The following is a 17,682-nucleotide window of genomic DNA, read 5'->3' as shown; positions in this document are numbered from 1 at the left end:
GGGATATCCTCGACGAGGTGATCCGCGAACATCCGGTGCTGCTGAACCGCGCGCCGACGCTGCATCGCTTGGGCATTCAGGCGTTCGAGCCGGTGCTGATCGAAGGCAAGGCGATCCAGCTTCACCCGCTGGTGTGCTCGGCGTTCAACGCCGACTTCGACGGCGACCAGATGGCCGTGCACGTTCCGCTGTCGCTCGAAGCGCAGCTGGAAGCGCGCGTGCTGATGATGTCGACCAACAACATCCTGCACCCCGCAAACGGCCAGCCGATCATCGTGCCGAGCCAGGACATCGTGCTGGGCCTCTACTACCTCTCGCTCATGAACGAAAATGAGCCGGGGCAGGGTATGGCCTTCTCGTCCTATGCCGAGCTCGAACACGCGCTCGACAACAAGGTCGTCACGCTCCACACCAAGATCAAAGGCCGTGTCACGGCCTGGGATGAAAACGGCAACGAGAAGACCGAGATCGTGGAAACGACCCCGGGCCGCATGCTCATCGGCCAGATTCTGCCGAAGAACCCGGCCGTGCCGTTCGCGACCGCGAACCAGCTGATGACCAAGAAGATGATCTCCAAGATGATCGACACGGTTTACCGTGGCTGCGGTCAGAAGGAGACGGTGATCTTCTGCGACCGCGTCATGCAGCTTGGCTTCAAGAACGCATGCGACGCCGGCATCTCGTTCGGCAAGGACGACATGGTTATCCCGGCCTCCAAGTACACGATCGTGGAAGCCGCCCGTAAGCAGGTCGAAGAGTTCGAGCAGCAGTACAATGACGGCCTGATCACTCAGGGCGAAAAGTACAATAAGGTGGTCGACGCCTGGGCCAAGTGCGGTGACAAGGTTGCCGAAGAGATGATGGACGCGATCCGCACGGTGCAGATCGACAAGGAGACCGGCCGTCAAAAGCCGATCAACTCCGTCTACATGATGTCTCACTCCGGCGCCCGTGGTTCACCGGCCCAGATGAAGCAGCTGGCCGGCATGCGCGGCCTGATGGCCCGTCCGGACGGCTCGATCATCGAGACCCCGATCACGGCCAACTTCAAGGAAGGCCTCAACGTTCTCGAGTACTTCAACTCCACCCACGGCGCCCGCAAGGGTCTCGCGGATACGGCGCTGAAGACCGCGAATTCGGGCTACCTGACCCGTCGTCTCGTCGACGTGGCCCAGGATGCGATCATCGTGTCGACCGATTGCGGCACCGATCGTGGCCTGACCATGGAGCCGATCGTCGATGCCGGCCAGGTCGTGGCCTCCATCGGCCAGCGTGTGCTGGGCCGTACTGCCGCTGACGACATCTTCCATCCGCTGACCGGCGATCTGATCGCCGCCAAGGGGACATTGCTGGAAGAAAAGCATGTCGATGTCATCGAGGAAGCCCGGATCCAGTCGATCCGCATTCGCTCCCCGCTGACCTGCGACATGCGCCAGGGCACCTGCGCGGCCTGCTATGGCCGTGACCTTGCTCGCGGTACACCCGTGAACATGGGTGAGGCTGTCGGCGTTATCGCCGCGCAGTCGATCGGTGAACCCGGTACCCAGCTCACCATGCGCACGTTCCACATCGGTGGCACGGCACAGGTGGTCGACAGCTCGTTCCTGGAGTCCGGCGCGGAAGGCAAGATCGCCATCCGCAACCCGAACGTGGTCAAGGTCGAGGGCGGCAAGCTCGTCGTCATGGCCCGTAACGTGTCGCTCGCCATCCTGGACGCCGAAGGCAAGGAACGCGCCACCCACAAGGTGACCTACGGTTCCAAGCTGCTCGTCAAGGAAGGCGATCAGGTGCGTCGCGGCCAGCGTCTGGCCGAATGGGACCCCTATACCCGTCCGGTTCTGGCCGAGGTCGAGGGCGAGGTCGTGTTCGAGGATCTGGTCGATGGTGCTTCCGTTGCGGAAAACACCGACGAGGCGACCGGCTTCACCAAGCGCGTGGTCATCGACTGGCGCGGCAACCAGCGTGGTGAGGGCCTGAAGCCGGCCCTGGCCATCGCTCGTGGCGGCGCCGTGCAGAAGGTGGATCGTGGCGGCGACGCCCGGTACCTGCTCTCGGTGGACGCGGTCATTGCGGTCGAGCCTGGCGAGAAGGTCTCGCCGGGTGACGTGCTGGCTCGTATCCCGCTCGAAAGCGCCAAGACCAAGGACATTACCGGCGGTCTGCCGCGTGTGGCCGAGCTGTTCGAAGCCCGTCGTCCGAAGGATCACGCCATCATCGCCGAGATCGATGGCACCATCCGCTTCGGCCGCGACTACAAGAACAAGCGTCGCGTCATCATCGAGCCAAGCGAGGAAGGTGCAGATCCGGTCGAGTACCTGATCCCCAAGGGCAAGCCGTTCCACCTGCAGGAAGGCGACGCCATTGAAAAGGGTGAATACATCCTCGACGGCAACCCGGCGCCGCACGACATCCTGGCCATCAAGGGCGTGGAGGAGCTTGCTCGCTACCTCGTCAATGAAATCCAGGAGGTCTATCGCCTGCAGGGCGTGCTGATCAACGACAAGCATATCGAGGTGATCGTTCGCCAGATGCTGCAGAAGGTCGAGATCGTGGATCCAGGTGATACCGGCCTGCTCAAGGACGAGCAGCTCGACAAGCTGGACTTCGACGAGCTCAACGACAGCCTGGTTGCCGACGGCAAGAAGCCGGCGACGGCCAATCCGGTGCTGCTCGGCATCACCAAGGCGTCGCTGCAAACCCGCTCGTTTATCTCGGCGGCTTCGTTCCAGGAAACCACCCGCGTCCTTACGGAAGCGGCGGTTTCCGGCAAGGCCGATCTGCTCGAAGGCCTCAAGGAAAACGTCATCGTCGGCCGCCTGATCCCGGCCGGTACCGGTGCGGGCATTTCCTCGGCCAAGCTGATCGCGACCAAGCGCGACGACCTGATCCTGGACGAGCGCCGCCGCCAGGCGTCGACCGTGCAGATCCCGGCGCCGACAGCTGCCGAGTAAGCGTCGCTACAGCGTTGAATGGGGAAGGGGCCTTCGGGCCCCTTTTCTTTTTGCCTGCATTTTGCCGCCGGCATGCCTGTCGATTTCTTGCTTGCTGGCTCGTCGTCTCCTACGAAGGCAGAAGGAGACATGCCATGAAGTTCACGACCACGATTTTGCAGTCGGGCAACAATACTGGCATCGAGGTGCCGCCTGAGGTGGTCGAGGGTCTCGGCGGCGGCAGGAAGCCGGCGGTGATCCTGTCCATCGGCAGTTATGGCTATCGCTCATCGATCGCGGTGATGGGCGGCAGGTTCCTCATTCCGCTGAGTGCGGAACGGCGGGCTGAATCCGGGATCAAGGGCGGCGATGTCGTCGAGGTGGAACTGGCGCTCGACAACCAGCCGCGAGAAGTCACGGTGCCGGAAGACCTGCGCGCCGCCCTGGCGGGCGATGCGGCGGCCGGGGCGTTCTTCGAGACGCTGTCCTACAGCAACAAGCTCCGGCATGCGCTGTCGATCACCGATGCCAAGACCCCGGAAACCCGGCGGAGGCGGATCGACAGGGCGGTGGAAATGCTGCGTTCCGGCAAGAAATGAAAAAGGGGGCCAGTCAGCCCCCCTTTATCCGCGGTGCCGACAGGTTGTCTCAGTTATAGCCGACATGCTCGGCGAACTGGCCGACGACCATGGCCCAGAGACCGAACTGGGAATCGAGGTAATCGGCGGTCACGCCCTTCACCAGGTCGAGGTCCATCTCCACGCAGGCGTCCTGGTCCTGGTCGAGGTAGGCGCGGCTGAAGCGCTTGTTGAGGTTCCAGTCGTTGATGTCCTCGAGGCTGGGCTTGATGTCCAGGAAGCCGAGATAGAAGTTGAGGTCTTCGCAATCCTCATTGTCGGTGCAGTTGCGGAAATAGACCTGGTAGGTGACGCCGTTGATCTTGCCGGTGATCTGCGGGTCGCCGTTGCTCTGCGTGGTCAGGTTTGCCGCGCCATAGCCGCGCGCAGCGTTGAGGATCTCGGCAGTGTCGGCGCCAGTCACCAGTGTCTGGGCCTGGGCCGAGGCGGTGAGGGCGAGCGCCAGGGCGGTGCCGGCAAACATGGAGTTGAGCTTCATCGTGTGGTCCTTCCCGACATGGTGTTGCGCCGGTGCCGCCGCCTGGTCCGGTCTGTGACCCGATCCTACACAATTCGCAGGTGGCGAGAAGCGGATAGTTGGAGGGATCGGGCAGCTGAGGGGCAGGGATGAGTTTGCCACGTTTGCCCGGCGCCGGGCAAAACCATTGCGGGTCGATGCATGGCTCCCTCGCGGATATTTCACGAAAGAATCCTTGACGGACGGGAGAGTCGGCTCTAAACAGCGCCTACCTAAGCGGTCGGTCGTGAATGTCACACCGGGTTCCTGCCATCTTGTGCGGGCATCCAGGACACTCAAACACACTGTCGGGTAACTAGACGAAGCAAATCCTTGTGCGCATGACTGCCCATTTCTGGTGGGTGGTCCGCTGCAATTAAGGCGCCGCCGTATCCCTAACCGGGTCGGGCGAGCGCCGTTTTGGTTTGCTTTTGCTAGACCGCAATGAATTTTGGACGATGGAAAGAGCGCAATGCCCACCATTAATCAGCTGATCCGCAAACCACGCGCCAGCAAGCCAAAGCGGAACAAGGTTCCGGCCATGGAAGCAAATCCGCAGAAGCGCGGCGTTTGCTCCCGTGTTTATACGACGACCCCCAAGAAGCCGAACTCGGCTCTCCGCAAGGTTGCCAAGGTTCGCCTGACCAATCAGCGCGAAGTCATCTCGTATATTCCGGGCGAAGGCCACAACCTGCAGGAGCACTCCGTGGTCCTGATCCGTGGCGGTCGCGTTCGCGACCTTCCGGGCGTTCGCTACCACGTGCTCCGCGGCGTTCTCGACACGCAGAGCGTCAAGGACCGCAAGCAGCGCCGTTCGAAGTACGGCGCGAAGCGTCCGAAGTAAGGAGATCGAGATATGTCCCGTCGTCACCGCGCGGAAAAGCGCGACGTTATTCCAGACGCGAAGTTCGGCGATCTGATTCTGACCAAGTTCATGAACTCGCTCATGAAGGACGGCAAGAAGTCGGCTGCCGAAAGCATCGTCTATGGTGCCTTCGACATCGTCGAAGCCAAGGTCAAGCAGGACCCGATCACGGTCTTCCACACCGCTCTCGAGAACATCCGCCCGTCGGTTGAAGTTCGGTCGCGTCGTGTTGGCGGTGCCACCTATCAGGTGCCGGTCGAAGTTCGTGCCGATCGTCAGCAGGCCCTGGCCATTCGCTGGCTGATCGAATCCGCCCGCAAGCGCGGCGAGAACACCATGCGCGAACGCCTTTCCGGCGAGCTCATGGATGCCCTCAATGGTCGTGGCCAGGCCGTCAAGAAGCGCGAAGATACGCACCGTATGGCTGATGCCAACCGTGCCTTCTCGCACTACCGCTGGTAGTAGGAGCGCATCATGGCACGTGAATACCCGATCAATCTCTATCGTAACTTCGGCATCATGGCTCACATCGATGCTGGCAAGACGACCACGACCGAACGCATCCTCTACTATACCGGCAAGTCCCATAAGATCGGCGAAGTCCATGACGGCGCCGCGACCATGGACTGGATGGAGCAGGAGCAGGAACGCGGCATCACGATCACTTCGGCTGCCACGACCACGTTCTGGAAGGACCGTAACGGTACCCAGCACCGCTTCAACATCATCGACACCCCCGGCCACGTGGACTTCACCATTGAAGTCGAACGTTCGCTGCGCGTGCTCGACGGTGCCGTTGCCCTGCTGGACGCCAATGCCGGCGTCGAGCCGCAGACGGAAACCGTCTGGCGCCAGGCCGACAAGTACCATGTTCCGCGTCTCATCTTCGTCAACAAGATGGACAAGATCGGCGCCGATTTCTATCGCTGCGTCGAGATGATCGGCACGCGCCTCGGCGCCAAGGCCGTTCCGGTTCAGCTGCCGATCGGCGCCGAGACCGAGTTCAAGGGCGTCGTCGACCTGATCGAGATGAATGCCCTGGTCTGGCGCAATGAAGAGCTGGGCGCCCAGTGGGACGTCGTCGAGATTCCGGAAGACCTCAAGGCCTCTGCCGCGAAGTACCGCGAAGCGATGATCGAAGCTGCTGTCGAAGTCGATGACGACGCGATGGAAGCCTATCTCAATGGCGAGATGCCGAACAACGACACCATCCGTCGCCTGCTGCGTCGCGGCACGATCGATGCGAAGTTCTTCCTGGTCTTTGCCGGCTCGGCCTTCAAGAACAAGGGCGTGCAGCCCCTGCTCGACGGCGTGATCGACTTCCTGCCTGCTCCGGGCGACGTTCCGGCCATCCAGGGTATCGATGCGCGCACCGAGGCTCCGATCGAGCGTCATGCTGACGACAACGAGCCGCTGGCCATGCTGGCATTCAAGATCGCCAACGACCCGCATATGGGTACGCTGACGTTCTGCCGTATCTACTCGGGCAAGCTCGAGCAGGGCATGATGCTCGAGAATACCGTCAAGGAAAAGCGCGAGCGCGTTGGTCGTCTGTTCCAGATGCACGCCAACAGCCGCGAGCAGATCACGGAAGCCTTCGCCGGTGACATCGTCGCCATCGTCGGCCTCAAGGACACCACCACGGGTGACACGCTCTGCGTGCAGAATGCCCAGGTTATCCTTGAACGCATGATCTTCCCCGAGCCGGTTATCGACATCTCGGTGGAACCCAAGTCCAAGGCCGACCAGGAAAAGATGGGCCTTGCGCTCAACCGCCTGGCTGCCGAAGACCCGTCCTTCCGCGTCAAGACCGACGAAGAATCCGGCCAGACCATCATTTCGGGCATGGGCGAACTTCACCTCGACATCCTCGTCGACCGCATGCGTCGTGAGTTCAAGGTCGAGGCCAATATCGGCCAGCCGCAGGTGGCGTACCGCGAAACCATCACCAAGTCGGCCAATGTGGACTATACCCACAAGAAGCAGTCGGGTGGTTCGGGCCAGTTTGCTCGCGTCAAGCTCACCGTTGAGCCGGGCGAAGTCGGCAAGGGTCTCGAATTTGTGAATGCCGTCGTTGGCGGCTCGGTGCCGAAGGAATATATCCCCGGCGTCGAAAAGGGCGTGAAGTCGGTCATGTCGGCCGGTCCGCTGATCGGGTTCCCGATCGTGGACGTCAAGGTGACGCTGACCGAAGGCGCGTACCACGATGTGGACTCCTCGGTTCTGGCCTTCGAAATCGCCGGTCGTGCGGGCTTCAATGAAGCCCTGCGCAAGGCGTCGCCGAAGATCCTCGAGCCGATCATGAAGGTTGAAGTTGTCACGCCCGAAGATTACATGGGCGACGTCATCGGCGACCTGAACTCCCGTCGTGGTCAGATCCACGGCACGGAAGGCCGTGGTGTCCTCCAGGTCGTGAATGCCTACGTGCCGCTCGCGAACATGTTCGGTTATGTGAACTCGCTGCGCTCCATGAGCCAGGGTCGTGCACAGTATTCGATGACGTTCGACCACTACGAGCAGGTCCCGCAGGCGGTCGCCGACGAAGTCCAGGCCAAGTACGCCTAAACAAGAAACTGAAACTCAAGGTTGGCCGCAGGGCTAACGAATACGGAGAGAAGCGATGGGCAAGGAAAAGTTTTCCCGCAATAAGCCTCACTGCAACATCGGCACCATCGGTCACGTTGACCATGGCAAGACCTCGCTGACCGCAGCGATCACCAAGGTGCTGGCTGAGACCGGTGGCGCGACCTTCAAGGCGTACGACCAGATTGACGCTGCCCCTGAAGAAAAGGCACGCGGCATCACCATCAACACCGCCCACGTCGAGTACGAGACGACCAATCGTCACTACGCTCACGTGGACTGCCCCGGCCACGCCGACTATGTGAAGGACATAATCACCGGCGCTGCCCAGATGGACGGCGCGATCCTGGTCGTGTCGGCTGCCGACGGCCCGATGCCCCAGACCCGTGAGCACATCCTGCTCGCCCGTCAGGTTGGCGTGCCGGCGCTCGTCGTGTTCCTGAACAAGTGCGACATGGTCGACGATCCGGAACTGCTCGAGCTCGTTGAGCTGGAAGTCCGCGAACTGCTGTCGTCCTACGAATTCCCGGGCGACGACGTTCCGATCATCAAGGGCTCGGCTCTCGCCGCGCTCGAAGACAGCGACAAGAAGCTCGGCCACGACGCCGTTCTCGAGCTGATGGCTGCCGTCGACTCGTACATCCCGCAGCCGGAACGTCCGGTTGACCAGCCGTTCCTGCTCCCGATCGAAGACGTGTTCTCGATCTCGGGCCGCGGCACCGTGGTCACCGGCCGTGTCGAACGCGGTATCGTCAAGGTTGGCGAAGAAGTCGAAATCGTCGGCATCAAGGCAACCCAGAAGACCACCGTTACCGGTGTCGAAATGTTCCGCAAGCTGCTCGACTCGGGCCAGGCTGGCGACAACATCGGCGCCCTGATTCGTGGTATCGACCGCACTCAGGTTGAGCGCGGCCAGGTCCTCTGCAAGCCCGGCTCCGTGACCCCGCACACCGACTTCACCGCTGAAGTCTATATCCTGACCAAGGAAGAAGGCGGCCGCCACACTCCGTTCTTCGGCAACTACCGTCCGCAGTTCTACTTCCGTACCACGGACGTGACCGGCATCGTGACGCTTCCCGAAGGCACCGAAATGGTGATGCCGGGCGACAACCTGAACATCAACGTTCAGCTGATCGTGCCGATCGCCATGGAAGAGAAGCTCCGCTTCGCTATCCGTGAAGGTGGCCGTACCGTTGGTTCGGGCGTCGTCGCGACGATCCTGAAGTAAGCCTCAAGAGACATTCGCGGCGCGCGGATGAACGCGCGCCGCGATCCATTTTCGTCAGGATTTACAAAGATGAACGGTCAGAATATTCGCATCCGCCTCAAGGCGTTTGACCATCGCGTTCTCGACGCTTCGACGCGCGAGATCGTGTCGACGGCCAAGCGTACGGGCGCGCAGGTTCGCGGCCCGATCCCGCTGCCGACGCGAATCGACAAGTTTACCGTCAACCGCTCGCCGCACATCGACAAGAAGTCGCGCGAGCAGTTCGAGATCCGGACTCACAAGCGTCTCCTCGACATTGTGGACCCGACTCCCCAGACGGTCGATGCACTGATGAAGCTCGATCTCGCCGCCGGCGTCGACGTCGAAATCAAGCTCTAAGACAACGAGTTTTCCGCGCGTACCAGATAAAGGGTCCTCTGAAACCATGACCCGGTACTGCGCCAAGAGAGAAGGTAACAACCGATGCGTTCTGGATTGATCGCACAGAAGCTGGGCATGACCCGCATTTTCGCTGAGGACGGCTCGCACGTTCCAGTGACGGTGCTGGAGCTGCAGAACTGCCAGGTGGTGGGCCAGCGGACCGCTGACAAGGACGGCTACGTCGCCCTGCAGCTTGGCGCAGGCCAGGCCAAGGTCAAGAACACGACCAAGGCCGAGCGCGGCCAGTTCGCCGTCGCCAAGGTCGAGCCCAAGCGCCACGTCGCGGAATTCCGCGTCGACGAAGCCAACCTCATCGAGGTCGGCGCGACGCTCCAGGCAGACCATTTCGTCGAAGGCCAGCTGGTGGACGTCACCGGCACTTCGATCGGTAAGGGCTTTGCCGGCGGCATGAAGCGCTGGAACTTCGGCGGTCTGCGTGCAACGCACGGCGTGTCGGTTTCGCACCGCTCGATCGGTTCTACCGGTGGTCGTCAGGACCCGGGTAAGACCTTCAAGAACAAGAAGATGCCGGGCCATATGGGCGATCGTCGCATCACCACGCAGAACGTCAAGGTCGTCAAGACCGACGTGGAACGTGGTCTGATCATGATCCAGGGTTCGGTTCCCGGCGCCAAGGGCGCTTGGATCATGATCAAGGACGCGGTGAAGAAGCCGGCCCCCAAGGGCGCTGCCTTCCCGGGCTCGTTCAAGGCCGCCGCTGAAGTCGCGGGGGAAGGTAACTAAATGGAACTCAAGGTCACAACCCTCGACGGCAAGGCCGCTGGCACGATCCAGCTCGCTGACGACGTCTTCGGTCTGGAAGTCCGCCAGGACATCCTGCACCGCATGGTTCGCTACCAGCAGCTCAAGGCGATGGCCGGCACGCACGATGTCAAGCATCGTTCGGAAGGCGTGCGCACGGGCAAGAAGTTCGTGAAGCAGAAGGGCTCGGGCGGCGCTCGCCATGGCGATCGCAAGGCTCCGCAGTTCCGTGGTGGTGGTCGTGCATTCGGCCCGACCCCGCGCAGCCATGCCATCGACCTTCCCAAGAAGGTCCGCGCCCTGGCGCTGAAGCATGCCCTGTCGTCCAAGGCCAAGTCGGGCTCGCTGATCGTTGTCGACAGCGTTGCCCAGAAGGAAGCCAAGACCGCAGGTCTGCTGGCCACCTTCGGCAAGCTGGAATGGACCAACGCGCTGATCATCGATGGTGCAGCAGTGGATCAGAACTTCGCTCTGTCCGCCCGCAACATCCCGCATATCGACGTGCTGCCGGTGCAGGGGATCAACGTTGTGTCGATCCTCAAGCGCGACAAGCTCGTCCTGACCAAGGCAGCGCTCGAAGCGCTGGAAGCGAGGTTCGCATGAACAAGCTCAGCGCTTACGACATCATTCGTAACCCCGTCGTGACTGAAAAGTCGACGATGGCTTCGGAAGCAAACCAGGTCGTTTTCGACGTGGCGATCGACGCGAACAAGACCGACATCAAGGCTGCCGTCGAGCAGCTGTTCTCGGTCAAGGTCAAGGCAGTGAACACCCTGGTCCGCAAGGGCAAGGTGAAGCGCTTCCGCGGCCAGCTCGGAACTCGCAACGACGTCAAGAAGGCGATCGTGACCCTCGTCGACGGCCAGTCGATCGATATTTCGACCGGCCTCTAAGGGATAAGAGACAAAAATGGCTCTGAAAACTTACAACCCCACTTCCGAAGGCCGTCGTCAGCTCGTGACGACCGATCGCTCGGAGCTCTGGAAGGGCAAGCCGGTCAAGACTTTGACCGAAGGCCTGTCCAAGTCCGGTGGTCGCAACAACCGCGGTCGTATCACCTCGTTCCATCGCGGTGGCGGTCACAAGCGCACCTACCGCATGATCGACTTCAAGCGTGTCAAGTTCGACATGGTCGGGACGATCGAGCGCCTGGAATATGATCCGAACCGCACGGCCTGGATCGCTCTGGTGAAGTACGAAGACGGCGAACTCGCCTATATCGTCGCACCGCAGCGCCTGTCGGCTGGCGACAAGGTCATCTCGTCGATGAACACCGTCGACGTGAAGCCGGGCAATGCGATGCCGCTGGAACGCATGCCGGTCGGTACGATCGTGCACAATATCGAGCTGAAGCCCCGCAAGGGCGGCCAGGTCGCCCGTTCGGCTGGTGCTTATGCCCAGTATGTCGGTCGTGATCAGGGTTGGGCGATCCTTCGCCTCAACTCGGGCGAACAGCGCCGCGTGCATGGCACCTGCCTTGCTACGGTCGGCGCCGTGTCGAACCAGGATCACTCCAACACGTCGCTCGGCAAGGCCGGTCGCAGCCGTTGGCTGGGTCGCAAGCCCGTCAACCGCGGCGTGACCATGAACCCGATCGATCACCCGCATGGTGGTGGTGAAGGCCGTACCTCTGGTGGCCGTCACCCGGTTACCCCGTGGGGCAAGCCGACCAAGGGTAAGAAGACCCGCAGCAACAAGGCGACGGACAAGTTCATCGTTCGCTCGCGTCACGTGAAGAAGGGCAGGTAAGCCATGACCCGTTCAATCTGGAAGGGGCCGTTTGTCGACGGCTACATGCTCAAGAAGGCCGAGAAGGCCCTCGCGTCCGGCCGCAGCGACGTGGTCAAGATCTGGAGCCGCCGTTCGACCATCCTGCCGCAGTTCGTGGGCGTCACCTTTGGTGTCCACAACGGCCAGAAGCACATTCCGGTCAGCGTCACCGAAGACATGATCGGCCACAAGTTCGGCGAGTTCGCCCCGACCCGTACCTATTACGGTCACGCGGCCGACAAGAAGGCCAAGAGGAAGTAAGATGGGCAAGCCAAAAACCCAGCGCGCGCTCAAGGACAACGAGGCCAAGGCTGTGCTGCGCATGCTGCGCATCAGCCCGCAGAAGCTCAACCTTCTGGCCCAGTTGATCCGCGGCAAGAAGGTCGAGAAGGCTCTGGCCGAACTCGAGTTCAGCCACAAGCGCATCTCCGGCCAGGTCAAGAAGGTGCTCGAGAGCGCCATTGCCAATGCCGAGAACAACCATGGCCTCGACACCGACGCTCTCGTCGTTGCGGAAGCTTTTGTTGGTAATTCGCTTGTAATGAAGCGTTTCACCGCTCGTGGCCGTGGACGGTCGTCGCGCATCGAGAAGCCCTTCGCGCATCTGACGATCATCGTCCGGCAAGTTGAGGAGGCCGCATAATGGGCCAGAAGATCAATCCAATCGGCTTCCGCCTCGGCATCAACCGCACGTGGGACAGCCGCTGGTACGCCAACAAGGGCGAATACGGCTCGCTGCTTCAGGAAGACCTGAAGATCCGCACGATGCTGCTGGAAGACCTCAAGGCCGCCGCAGTCAGCAAGATTGTCATCGAGCGTCCGCACCGCAAGTGCCGCGTGTCGATCCACACCGCCCGTCCGGGCATCGTGATCGGCAAGAAGGGCGCTGACATCGACAAGATCCGCGCCAAGGTGAAGAAGTTCACCGACAGCGAAGTGCACATCAACATCGTTGAAGTGCGCAAGCCGGAAACCGATGCGACGCTGGTTGCCCAGGGCATTGCCCAGCAGCTGGAACGCCGCGTGGCTTTCCGCCGTGCCATGAAGCGCGCCGTGCAGACGGCGATCCGCATGGGCGCCGGCGGCATCCGCGTGAACGTTGGTGGCCGCCTGGGTGGCGCCGACATCGCTCGTACCGAATGGTACCGCGAAGGTCGCGTGCCGCTGCACACGCTGCGTGCTGATATCGACTACGGCACTGCCGAAGCCGAAACCACGTATGGCATCATCGGTATCAAGGTCTGGGTCTTCAAGGGCGAAGTCCTTGAGCACGATCCCACTGCCCATGAACGTCGCGCCACCGAAGGCGCCGACATGGGTGGCCAGCGCGCAGAACGCGAACCGCGCCGTGAGCGCGGCGACCGTGACCGCGAACGCGCATAAGAAGGTTAGTTCATTATGCTGCAACCTAAGAAGACCAAGTTCCGCAAGGCTCACAAGGGCCGTATCCATGGCGTTGCCAAGGGCGGTACCGAGCTGGCTTTCGGCCAGTATGCCCTCAAGGCAACCGAACCTGAGCGCGTGACCGCTCGCCAGATCGAAGCGGCCCGCCGCGCGATCACCCGCGAGATGAAGCGCCAGGGCCGTGTCTGGATCCGCATTTTCCCGGACGTGCCGGTTTCCAAGAAGCCGACCGAAGTGCGTATGGGTAAGGGCAAGGGCTCGGTGGAATACTGGGCGGCCCGCGTGAAGCCCGGCCGCATCGTATTCGAGATCGACGGCGTCCCCGAGGACGTCGCCAAGGAAGCGCTGCGCCTCGGCGCGATGAAGCTTCCGATCATGACGCGGGTTGTCACCCGCATTGCCGACTAAGGACGATGAGCATGAAAGCCAGTGATGTGCGGAGCAAGACCGCAGACGAACTGAAGGACCAGCTCGTCGACCTCAAGAAAGAACAGTTCAACCTGCGTTTCCAGCGCGCTACCCAGCAGCTGGAAAAGCCCGCCCAGGTCAAGAAGGTCCGCCGCGATATCGCGCGGATCAAGACGATCCTCGGCGAAAAGAACGCAGCGAAGTAAGGAGCCGCGACCATGCCAAAGCGCGTTTTGCAGGGGACTGTAGTCTCCGACGCCAATGATAAGACGGTCGTGGTGCGCGTCGAGCGCCGTTTCACGCATCCGGTGATGAAGAAGACCGTTCGCCGGTCCAAGAAGTACCATGCCCATGACGAGGCCAACGTGGCCAAGGTCGGGCAGGTGGTCTGGATCGAAGAATGTGCGCCGATCTCCAAGAACAAGCGCTGGACGCTGGTTGTTGGCGCGGCACAGCAGGAAGGCACGACGCCATGATCCAGATGCAGTCCAATCTCGATGTCGCCGACAATTCCGGCGCCAAGCGGGTCATGTGCATCAAGGTACTTGGTGGTTCGCACCGCAAGTACGCTTCGGTCGGCGATATCATCGTCGTATCGGTCAAGGATGCCATTCCGCGTGGTCGCGTGAAGAAGGGCCAGGTCATGAAGGCCGTGGTCGTTCGCACCGCGTTCGACATCCGTCGCCCCGATGGCACCGTGATCCGTTTCGACAAGAACGCCGCGGTTCTGATCAACAATCAGAAAGAGCCGATCGGCACTCGTATCTTCGGACCGGTTCCGCGCGAGCTTCGCGCCAAGAACCACATGAAGATCATTTCGCTCGCTCCCGAGGTGCTGTAATGGCTGCCAAGATCAAGAAGGGCGACAAGGTCGTCGTCCTGGCTGGCAAGGATAAGGGCAAGACCGGTCAGGTCCTGTCCGTGATCCCCACCGAAACCAAGGCGCTTGTCCAGGGTATCAACCTGGTCCGTCGCCACACCAAGCAGACCGCGTCGACCGATGCCGGCATCTTCACCAAGGAAGCGCCGATCCACCTGTCGAACCTCGCGATCGCCGACAAGGATGGCAAGCCCACCCGCGTCGGTTTCCAGATCAAGGACGGCGTGAAGACGCGCGTCGCCAAGTCGACCGGAGATTCGATCGATGGCTGAGACAGCTTACGTTCCGCGTCTTCGTAGCGAATACGAAGGCAACATCCGCAAGGCCTTGCAGGAGCAGTTCTCCTACAAGAACGTCATGCAGTTGCCCAAGCTCGAGAAGATCGTGCTCAACATTGGCGTTGGCGAAGCCGTCAACGACACCAAGAAGGTCAAGACGGCTGCGGCCGAGCTCGAGAAGATCGCCGGCCAGAAGCCGGTCATCACTTACGCTCGCAAGTCGATCGCCGGCTTCAAGGTGCGCGAGAACATGCCGCTCGGCGTGAAGGTTACCCTGCGTTCCACTCGTATGTACGAGTTCCTGGACCGCCTGGTGAACATCGCGCTGCCGCGCGTTCGCGACTTCCGCGGGCTGAACCCGAACTCCTTTGACGGCCGTGGCAACTATGCCATGGGCATCAAGGAACACATCATTTTCCCCGAAATCAACTATGATCAGATCGATCAGGTTTGGGGCATGGACATCGTGATCACCACGACCGCGAAGTCCGATGATGAAGCTCGCGCGCTGCTCAAGGCATTCAACTTCCCCTTCCGCCAGTAAGCGGACAGGGAAGGGACAGAGGATCAGGATATGGCAAAGACCAGCTCCATCATTAAGAACAACAAGCGCGCTGCGCTCGCCAAGCAGTTTGCTGGCAAGCGCGCCGCTCTCAAGGCAAAGACCAAGGATCAGTCGATCCCCATGGACGAGCGCTTCGCAGCCCAGCTCAAGCTGGCCGAGCTGCCGCGCAATTCCGCCAAGGTCCGCGTGCGCAACCGTTGCGAAGTCTCGGGTCGTCCCCGCGGCTACTATCGCAAGCTGAAGCTGAGCCGTATCGCTCTGCGCCAGCTGGGTAACCTGGGGCAGATCCCGGGTCTCGTGAAGTCGAGCTGGTAAGGAGAACCGAAGATGAGCTTTTCCGATCCGATCGGCGATATGCTGACCCGCATCCGCAACGCCCAGATGCGTCGCAAGAATTCCGTTTCGACTCCGGCATCGACCCTGCGTGGTCGCGTGCTGGACGTTCTCCAGTCCGAGGGTTTCATCCGCGGCTATTCGGAGACCAAGTTCGAGAACGGCGCTTCCGAGTACGAGATTGAACTCAAGTACTCGGACAACGAAGGCGTCATCCGCACGATCGAGCGCGTTTCGCGTCCCGGCCGTCGCGTCTATGCCTCCGTCAAGAATATTCCGCAGGTTGCCAATGGCTTGGGTGTTTCGATCCTCTCCACCCCCAAGGGTGTGATGGCCGACCACGAAGCCAAGGCTGCCAACGTTGGTGGCGAGGTACTCTGCCGCGTGTTCTAAGGCCTCTGGCCTTAGGATCCGCGGTAAGACGATTACTCAAGGATTGAACTAGAATGTCACGTACTGGCAAGAAACCGGTTGCACCGGTAAGCGGCGTAACGGTCACCATCAATGGTCGCACCGTCTCCGCCAAGGGCCCGAAGGGCGAACTGAGCATCGAGCTGATGGATGCCGTGAACGCGGAGCAGGGGGACGACGGCGTCTCCATCACGCCCGCAAACGACACCAAGTTTGCTCGTGCGGCCTGGGGCACGACCCGTGCACTGATCCAGAACATGGTCACCGGTGTCTCGACCGGCTTCGAAAAGAAGCTGGCGATCCAGGGCGTGGGCTATCGCGCCGCCATGCAGGGCAAGGATATCAAGCTGTCGCTTGGTTTCAGCCACGAAGTGATCTACGAAGCCCCCAAGGGCATCACGCTTGCGGTGCCGGCGCCGACGGAAATCGTCATCACCGGTATCGACAAGCAGCAGGTTGGCCAGGTTGCGGCGAACATTCGCGCGTGGCGCAAGCCAGAGCCCTACAAGGGCAAGGGTGTGCGGTACCTGGGCGAACAGGTCTTCCGCAAAGAAGGCAAGAAGAAGTAAGGAGCGCCTGCAATGGCTATCAGTGCAAAAGGTGCGGAACGCCGCAAGGCTCGTGTCCGCAAGGCGCTCAAGGCTCGTGCCTTCGGTCGTCCGCGTCTGTCGGTTTTCCGTTCGGACAAGAATATCTACGCCCAGATCATCGACGACGCGACCGGCCGTACGCTGGCCGCTGCCTCGACGCTCGACAAGGACATCAAGTCCAAGGTCAAGAACGGCGCTACCTCGGAAGCTGCAGCGACGATCGGCAAGCTGATCGCCGAGCGCGGCACCAAGGCCGGTATTGCCGAGGTGGTCTTCGATCGCGGCGCGTACATCTATCATGGCCGTGTAAAGGCCCTTGCAGAAGCTGCCCGCGAGGGCGGCCTGCAGTTCTAGGCACGGACAAGGAAAGAAACATTATGAGCAGAGACGTTCAAGAACGCGAAAGCGAATTCGTCGATCGCCTGGTCCACATCAACCGCGTGGCCAAAGTGGTCAAGGGTGGCCGTCGCTTCGGCTTCGCCGCCCTGGTGGTTGTCGGCGACCAGAAGGGCCGCGTCGGCTTTGGTCACGGCAAGGCCCGTGAAGTGCCAGAAGCGATCCGCAAGGCCACCGAGCAGGCCAAGCGCCAGATGATCCGCGTGCCGCTGCGCGATGCCCGTACGCTGCACCATGACGTGCAGGGTCGCCACGGCGCCGGCAAGGTCATCCTGCGTGCTGCTGTTCCCGGTACCGGCATCATCGCCGGCGGTCCGATGCGCGCCGTGTTCGAGACGCTTGGCATCAACGATATCGTTGCCAAGTCGCAGGGCACTGCCAATCCATACAACATGGTGCGGGCCACCTTCGATGCGCTCAAGCGCGTCGACAGCCCTCGCTCGGTTGCTTCCCGCCGTGGCCTCAAGGTTTCGGAACTGCAGGCTCGCCGCGGCGAGACTGCGGTCGAAGCTTGATCGCCGGTCAGGAGATAAATCATGGCTGAGAAAAAGACCCTCATTGTCAAGCAGATCGGCTCGCCGATCCGCCGCGACAAGGTGCAGCGCGCGACCCTTATCGGTCTCGGGCTGAACAAGATGAACAAAGAGCGCGAGCTGATCGATACGCCCGAAGTCCGCGGCATGATCAACAAGCTTCCGCACCTCGTCCGCGTCATTGGCGAGTAA

At 61.4% G+C, this 17,682-nt stretch carries 27 protein-coding genes; 26 read left to right on the top strand and 1 reads right to left on the bottom strand.

Annotation, left to right across the window (positions count from 1 at the left end; translation table 11 throughout):
• A partial coding sequence (locus IH615_RS17330; protein ID WP_291363796.1) for a DNA-directed RNA polymerase subunit beta' occupies positions 1-2,951 on the top strand: 2,951 nt, incomplete at its 5' end.
• Positions 2,952-3,085: 134 nt separating this feature from the next.
• Positions 3,086-3,529, top strand: a complete 444-nt coding sequence (locus tag IH615_RS17325) for a YdeI/OmpD-associated family protein (protein ID WP_291363794.1) — start codon at positions 3,086-3,088, stop codon at positions 3,527-3,529.
• Positions 3,530-3,578: 49 nt separating this feature from the next.
• Here IH615_RS17325 and IH615_RS17320 read toward each other — a convergent pair whose 3' ends face one another.
• Positions 3,579-4,046 carry a YbjN domain-containing protein gene (locus tag IH615_RS17320; protein WP_291363792.1) on the bottom strand — a complete coding sequence of 156 codons (468 nt, stop codon included), beginning with the start codon at positions 4,044-4,046 and terminating at the stop codon, positions 3,579-3,581.
• A gap of 490 nt (positions 4,047-4,536) precedes the next feature.
• Here IH615_RS17320 and rpsL point away from each other — a divergent pair, with 490 nt between their 5' ends.
• The 24 genes from rpsL (at position 4,537) to rpmD (ending at position 17,682) form a co-directional block, all read left to right on the top strand.
• Entirely contained in the window at positions 4,537-4,908 is a 372-nt protein-coding gene (gene rpsL / locus IH615_RS17315) for a 30S ribosomal protein S12 (protein WP_035080811.1), read from the top strand.
• A 12-nt stretch (positions 4,909-4,920) separates the two neighbouring features.
• Positions 4,921-5,391, top strand: a complete 471-nt coding sequence (gene rpsG, locus IH615_RS17310) for a 30S ribosomal protein S7 (RefSeq protein WP_291363791.1) — start codon at positions 4,921-4,923, stop codon at positions 5,389-5,391.
• A 12-nt stretch (positions 5,392-5,403) separates the two neighbouring features.
• Positions 5,404-7,494 carry an elongation factor G gene (gene fusA / locus IH615_RS17305; protein WP_291363790.1) on the top strand — a complete coding sequence of 697 codons (2,091 nt, stop codon included), beginning with the start codon at positions 5,404-5,406 and terminating at the stop codon, positions 7,492-7,494.
• A 55-nt stretch (positions 7,495-7,549) separates the two neighbouring features.
• On the top strand, positions 7,550-8,740 hold the full coding sequence (gene tuf, locus IH615_RS17300) for an elongation factor Tu (RefSeq protein ID WP_291363788.1): 1,191 nt from the start codon (positions 7,550-7,552) through the stop codon (positions 8,738-8,740).
• 69 nt (positions 8,741-8,809) lie between these two features.
• The gene (rpsJ, locus tag IH615_RS17295; protein WP_056232628.1) at positions 8,810-9,118 is read left to right on the top strand and encodes a 30S ribosomal protein S10; all 309 of its coding nucleotides are present in this window, start codon (positions 8,810-8,812) and stop codon (positions 9,116-9,118) included.
• Between the two features lie 84 nt (positions 9,119-9,202).
• On the top strand, positions 9,203-9,904 hold the full coding sequence (gene rplC / locus IH615_RS17290; protein ID WP_291363784.1) for a 50S ribosomal protein L3: 702 nt from the start codon (positions 9,203-9,205) through the stop codon (positions 9,902-9,904).
• The gene (rplD, locus tag IH615_RS17285; RefSeq protein ID WP_291363782.1) at positions 9,905-10,525 is read left to right on the top strand and encodes a 50S ribosomal protein L4; all 621 of its coding nucleotides are present in this window, start codon (positions 9,905-9,907) and stop codon (positions 10,523-10,525) included.
• Positions 10,522-10,815 (top strand): 50S ribosomal protein L23, encoded by a 294-nt coding sequence (locus tag IH615_RS17280; protein ID WP_291363780.1) that lies wholly within the window; start codon positions 10,522-10,524, stop codon positions 10,813-10,815. The genes rplD and IH615_RS17280 overlap by 4 nt, the downstream gene beginning before the upstream one ends.
• Before the next feature lie 16 nt (positions 10,816-10,831).
• Complete coding sequence (gene rplB / locus IH615_RS17275; RefSeq protein WP_291363778.1) at positions 10,832-11,671, top strand: 50S ribosomal protein L2; 840 nt, start codon at positions 10,832-10,834, stop codon at positions 11,669-11,671.
• A 3-nt stretch (positions 11,672-11,674) separates the two neighbouring features.
• Positions 11,675-11,953, top strand: a complete 279-nt coding sequence (gene rpsS, locus IH615_RS17270) for a 30S ribosomal protein S19 (RefSeq protein ID WP_291363776.1) — start codon at positions 11,675-11,677, stop codon at positions 11,951-11,953.
• A gap of 1 nt (position 11,954) precedes the next feature.
• Complete coding sequence (gene rplV / locus IH615_RS17265; protein ID WP_056232639.1) at positions 11,955-12,335, top strand: 50S ribosomal protein L22; 381 nt, start codon at positions 11,955-11,957, stop codon at positions 12,333-12,335.
• The gene (rpsC, locus tag IH615_RS17260; RefSeq protein ID WP_291363773.1) at positions 12,335-13,075 is read left to right on the top strand and encodes a 30S ribosomal protein S3; all 741 of its coding nucleotides are present in this window, start codon (positions 12,335-12,337) and stop codon (positions 13,073-13,075) included. The genes rplV and rpsC overlap by 1 nt, the downstream gene beginning before the upstream one ends.
• Before the next feature lie 15 nt (positions 13,076-13,090).
• A complete protein-coding gene (gene rplP, locus IH615_RS17255; RefSeq protein WP_146289254.1) occupies positions 13,091-13,504 on the top strand; it encodes a 50S ribosomal protein L16 in 414 nt (137 codons plus the stop codon).
• A gap of 11 nt (positions 13,505-13,515) precedes the next feature.
• On the top strand, positions 13,516-13,710 hold the full coding sequence (gene rpmC, locus IH615_RS17250; protein ID WP_201653369.1) for a 50S ribosomal protein L29: 195 nt from the start codon (positions 13,516-13,518) through the stop codon (positions 13,708-13,710).
• 12 nt (positions 13,711-13,722) lie between these two features.
• Positions 13,723-13,980, top strand: a complete 258-nt coding sequence (gene rpsQ / locus IH615_RS17245; RefSeq protein ID WP_291363769.1) for a 30S ribosomal protein S17 — start codon at positions 13,723-13,725, stop codon at positions 13,978-13,980.
• The gene (rplN, locus tag IH615_RS17240) at positions 13,977-14,345 is read left to right on the top strand and encodes a 50S ribosomal protein L14 (RefSeq protein ID WP_046138380.1); all 369 of its coding nucleotides are present in this window, start codon (positions 13,977-13,979) and stop codon (positions 14,343-14,345) included. Before rpsQ ends, rplN begins: the two co-directional genes overlap by 4 nt.
• Positions 14,345-14,656: a 50S ribosomal protein L24 gene (gene rplX / locus IH615_RS17235; RefSeq protein ID WP_284389014.1), complete on the top strand. Its 312-nt coding sequence runs from the start codon at positions 14,345-14,347 to the stop codon at positions 14,654-14,656. The genes rplN and rplX overlap by 1 nt, the downstream gene beginning before the upstream one ends.
• Positions 14,649-15,206, top strand: coding sequence for a 50S ribosomal protein L5 (gene rplE, locus IH615_RS17230; RefSeq protein ID WP_291363765.1), 558 nt, complete (start codon positions 14,649-14,651; stop codon positions 15,204-15,206). Before rplX ends, rplE begins: the two co-directional genes overlap by 8 nt.
• 30 nt (positions 15,207-15,236) lie before the next feature.
• Complete coding sequence (rpsN, locus tag IH615_RS17225) at positions 15,237-15,542, top strand: 30S ribosomal protein S14 (protein WP_291363764.1); 306 nt, start codon at positions 15,237-15,239, stop codon at positions 15,540-15,542.
• A 12-nt stretch (positions 15,543-15,554) separates the two neighbouring features.
• Positions 15,555-15,953 (top strand): 30S ribosomal protein S8, encoded by a 399-nt coding sequence (gene rpsH, locus IH615_RS17220; RefSeq protein WP_201653384.1) that lies wholly within the window; start codon positions 15,555-15,557, stop codon positions 15,951-15,953.
• Positions 15,954-16,006: 53 nt separating this feature from the next.
• Entirely contained in the window at positions 16,007-16,540 is a 534-nt protein-coding gene (gene rplF, locus IH615_RS17215) for a 50S ribosomal protein L6 (RefSeq protein WP_291363761.1), read from the top strand.
• 12 nt (positions 16,541-16,552) lie between these two features.
• Positions 16,553-16,915, top strand: a complete 363-nt coding sequence (gene rplR, locus IH615_RS17210; RefSeq protein ID WP_291363759.1) for a 50S ribosomal protein L18 — start codon at positions 16,553-16,555, stop codon at positions 16,913-16,915.
• 23 nt (positions 16,916-16,938) lie between these two features.
• Positions 16,939-17,472, top strand: a complete 534-nt coding sequence (rpsE, locus tag IH615_RS17205) for a 30S ribosomal protein S5 (RefSeq protein WP_056232660.1) — start codon at positions 16,939-16,941, stop codon at positions 17,470-17,472.
• Positions 17,473-17,493: 21 nt separating this feature from the next.
• Entirely contained in the window at positions 17,494-17,682 is a 189-nt protein-coding gene (gene rpmD, locus IH615_RS17200; RefSeq protein ID WP_046172884.1) for a 50S ribosomal protein L30, read from the top strand.

This window comes from Devosia sp. (assembly GCF_014860165.1).
In the GTDB taxonomy this organism is placed as follows: domain Bacteria; phylum Pseudomonadota; class Alphaproteobacteria; order Rhizobiales; family Devosiaceae; genus Devosia.
This window is presented reverse-complemented; position numbering and strand designations above follow the sequence as displayed.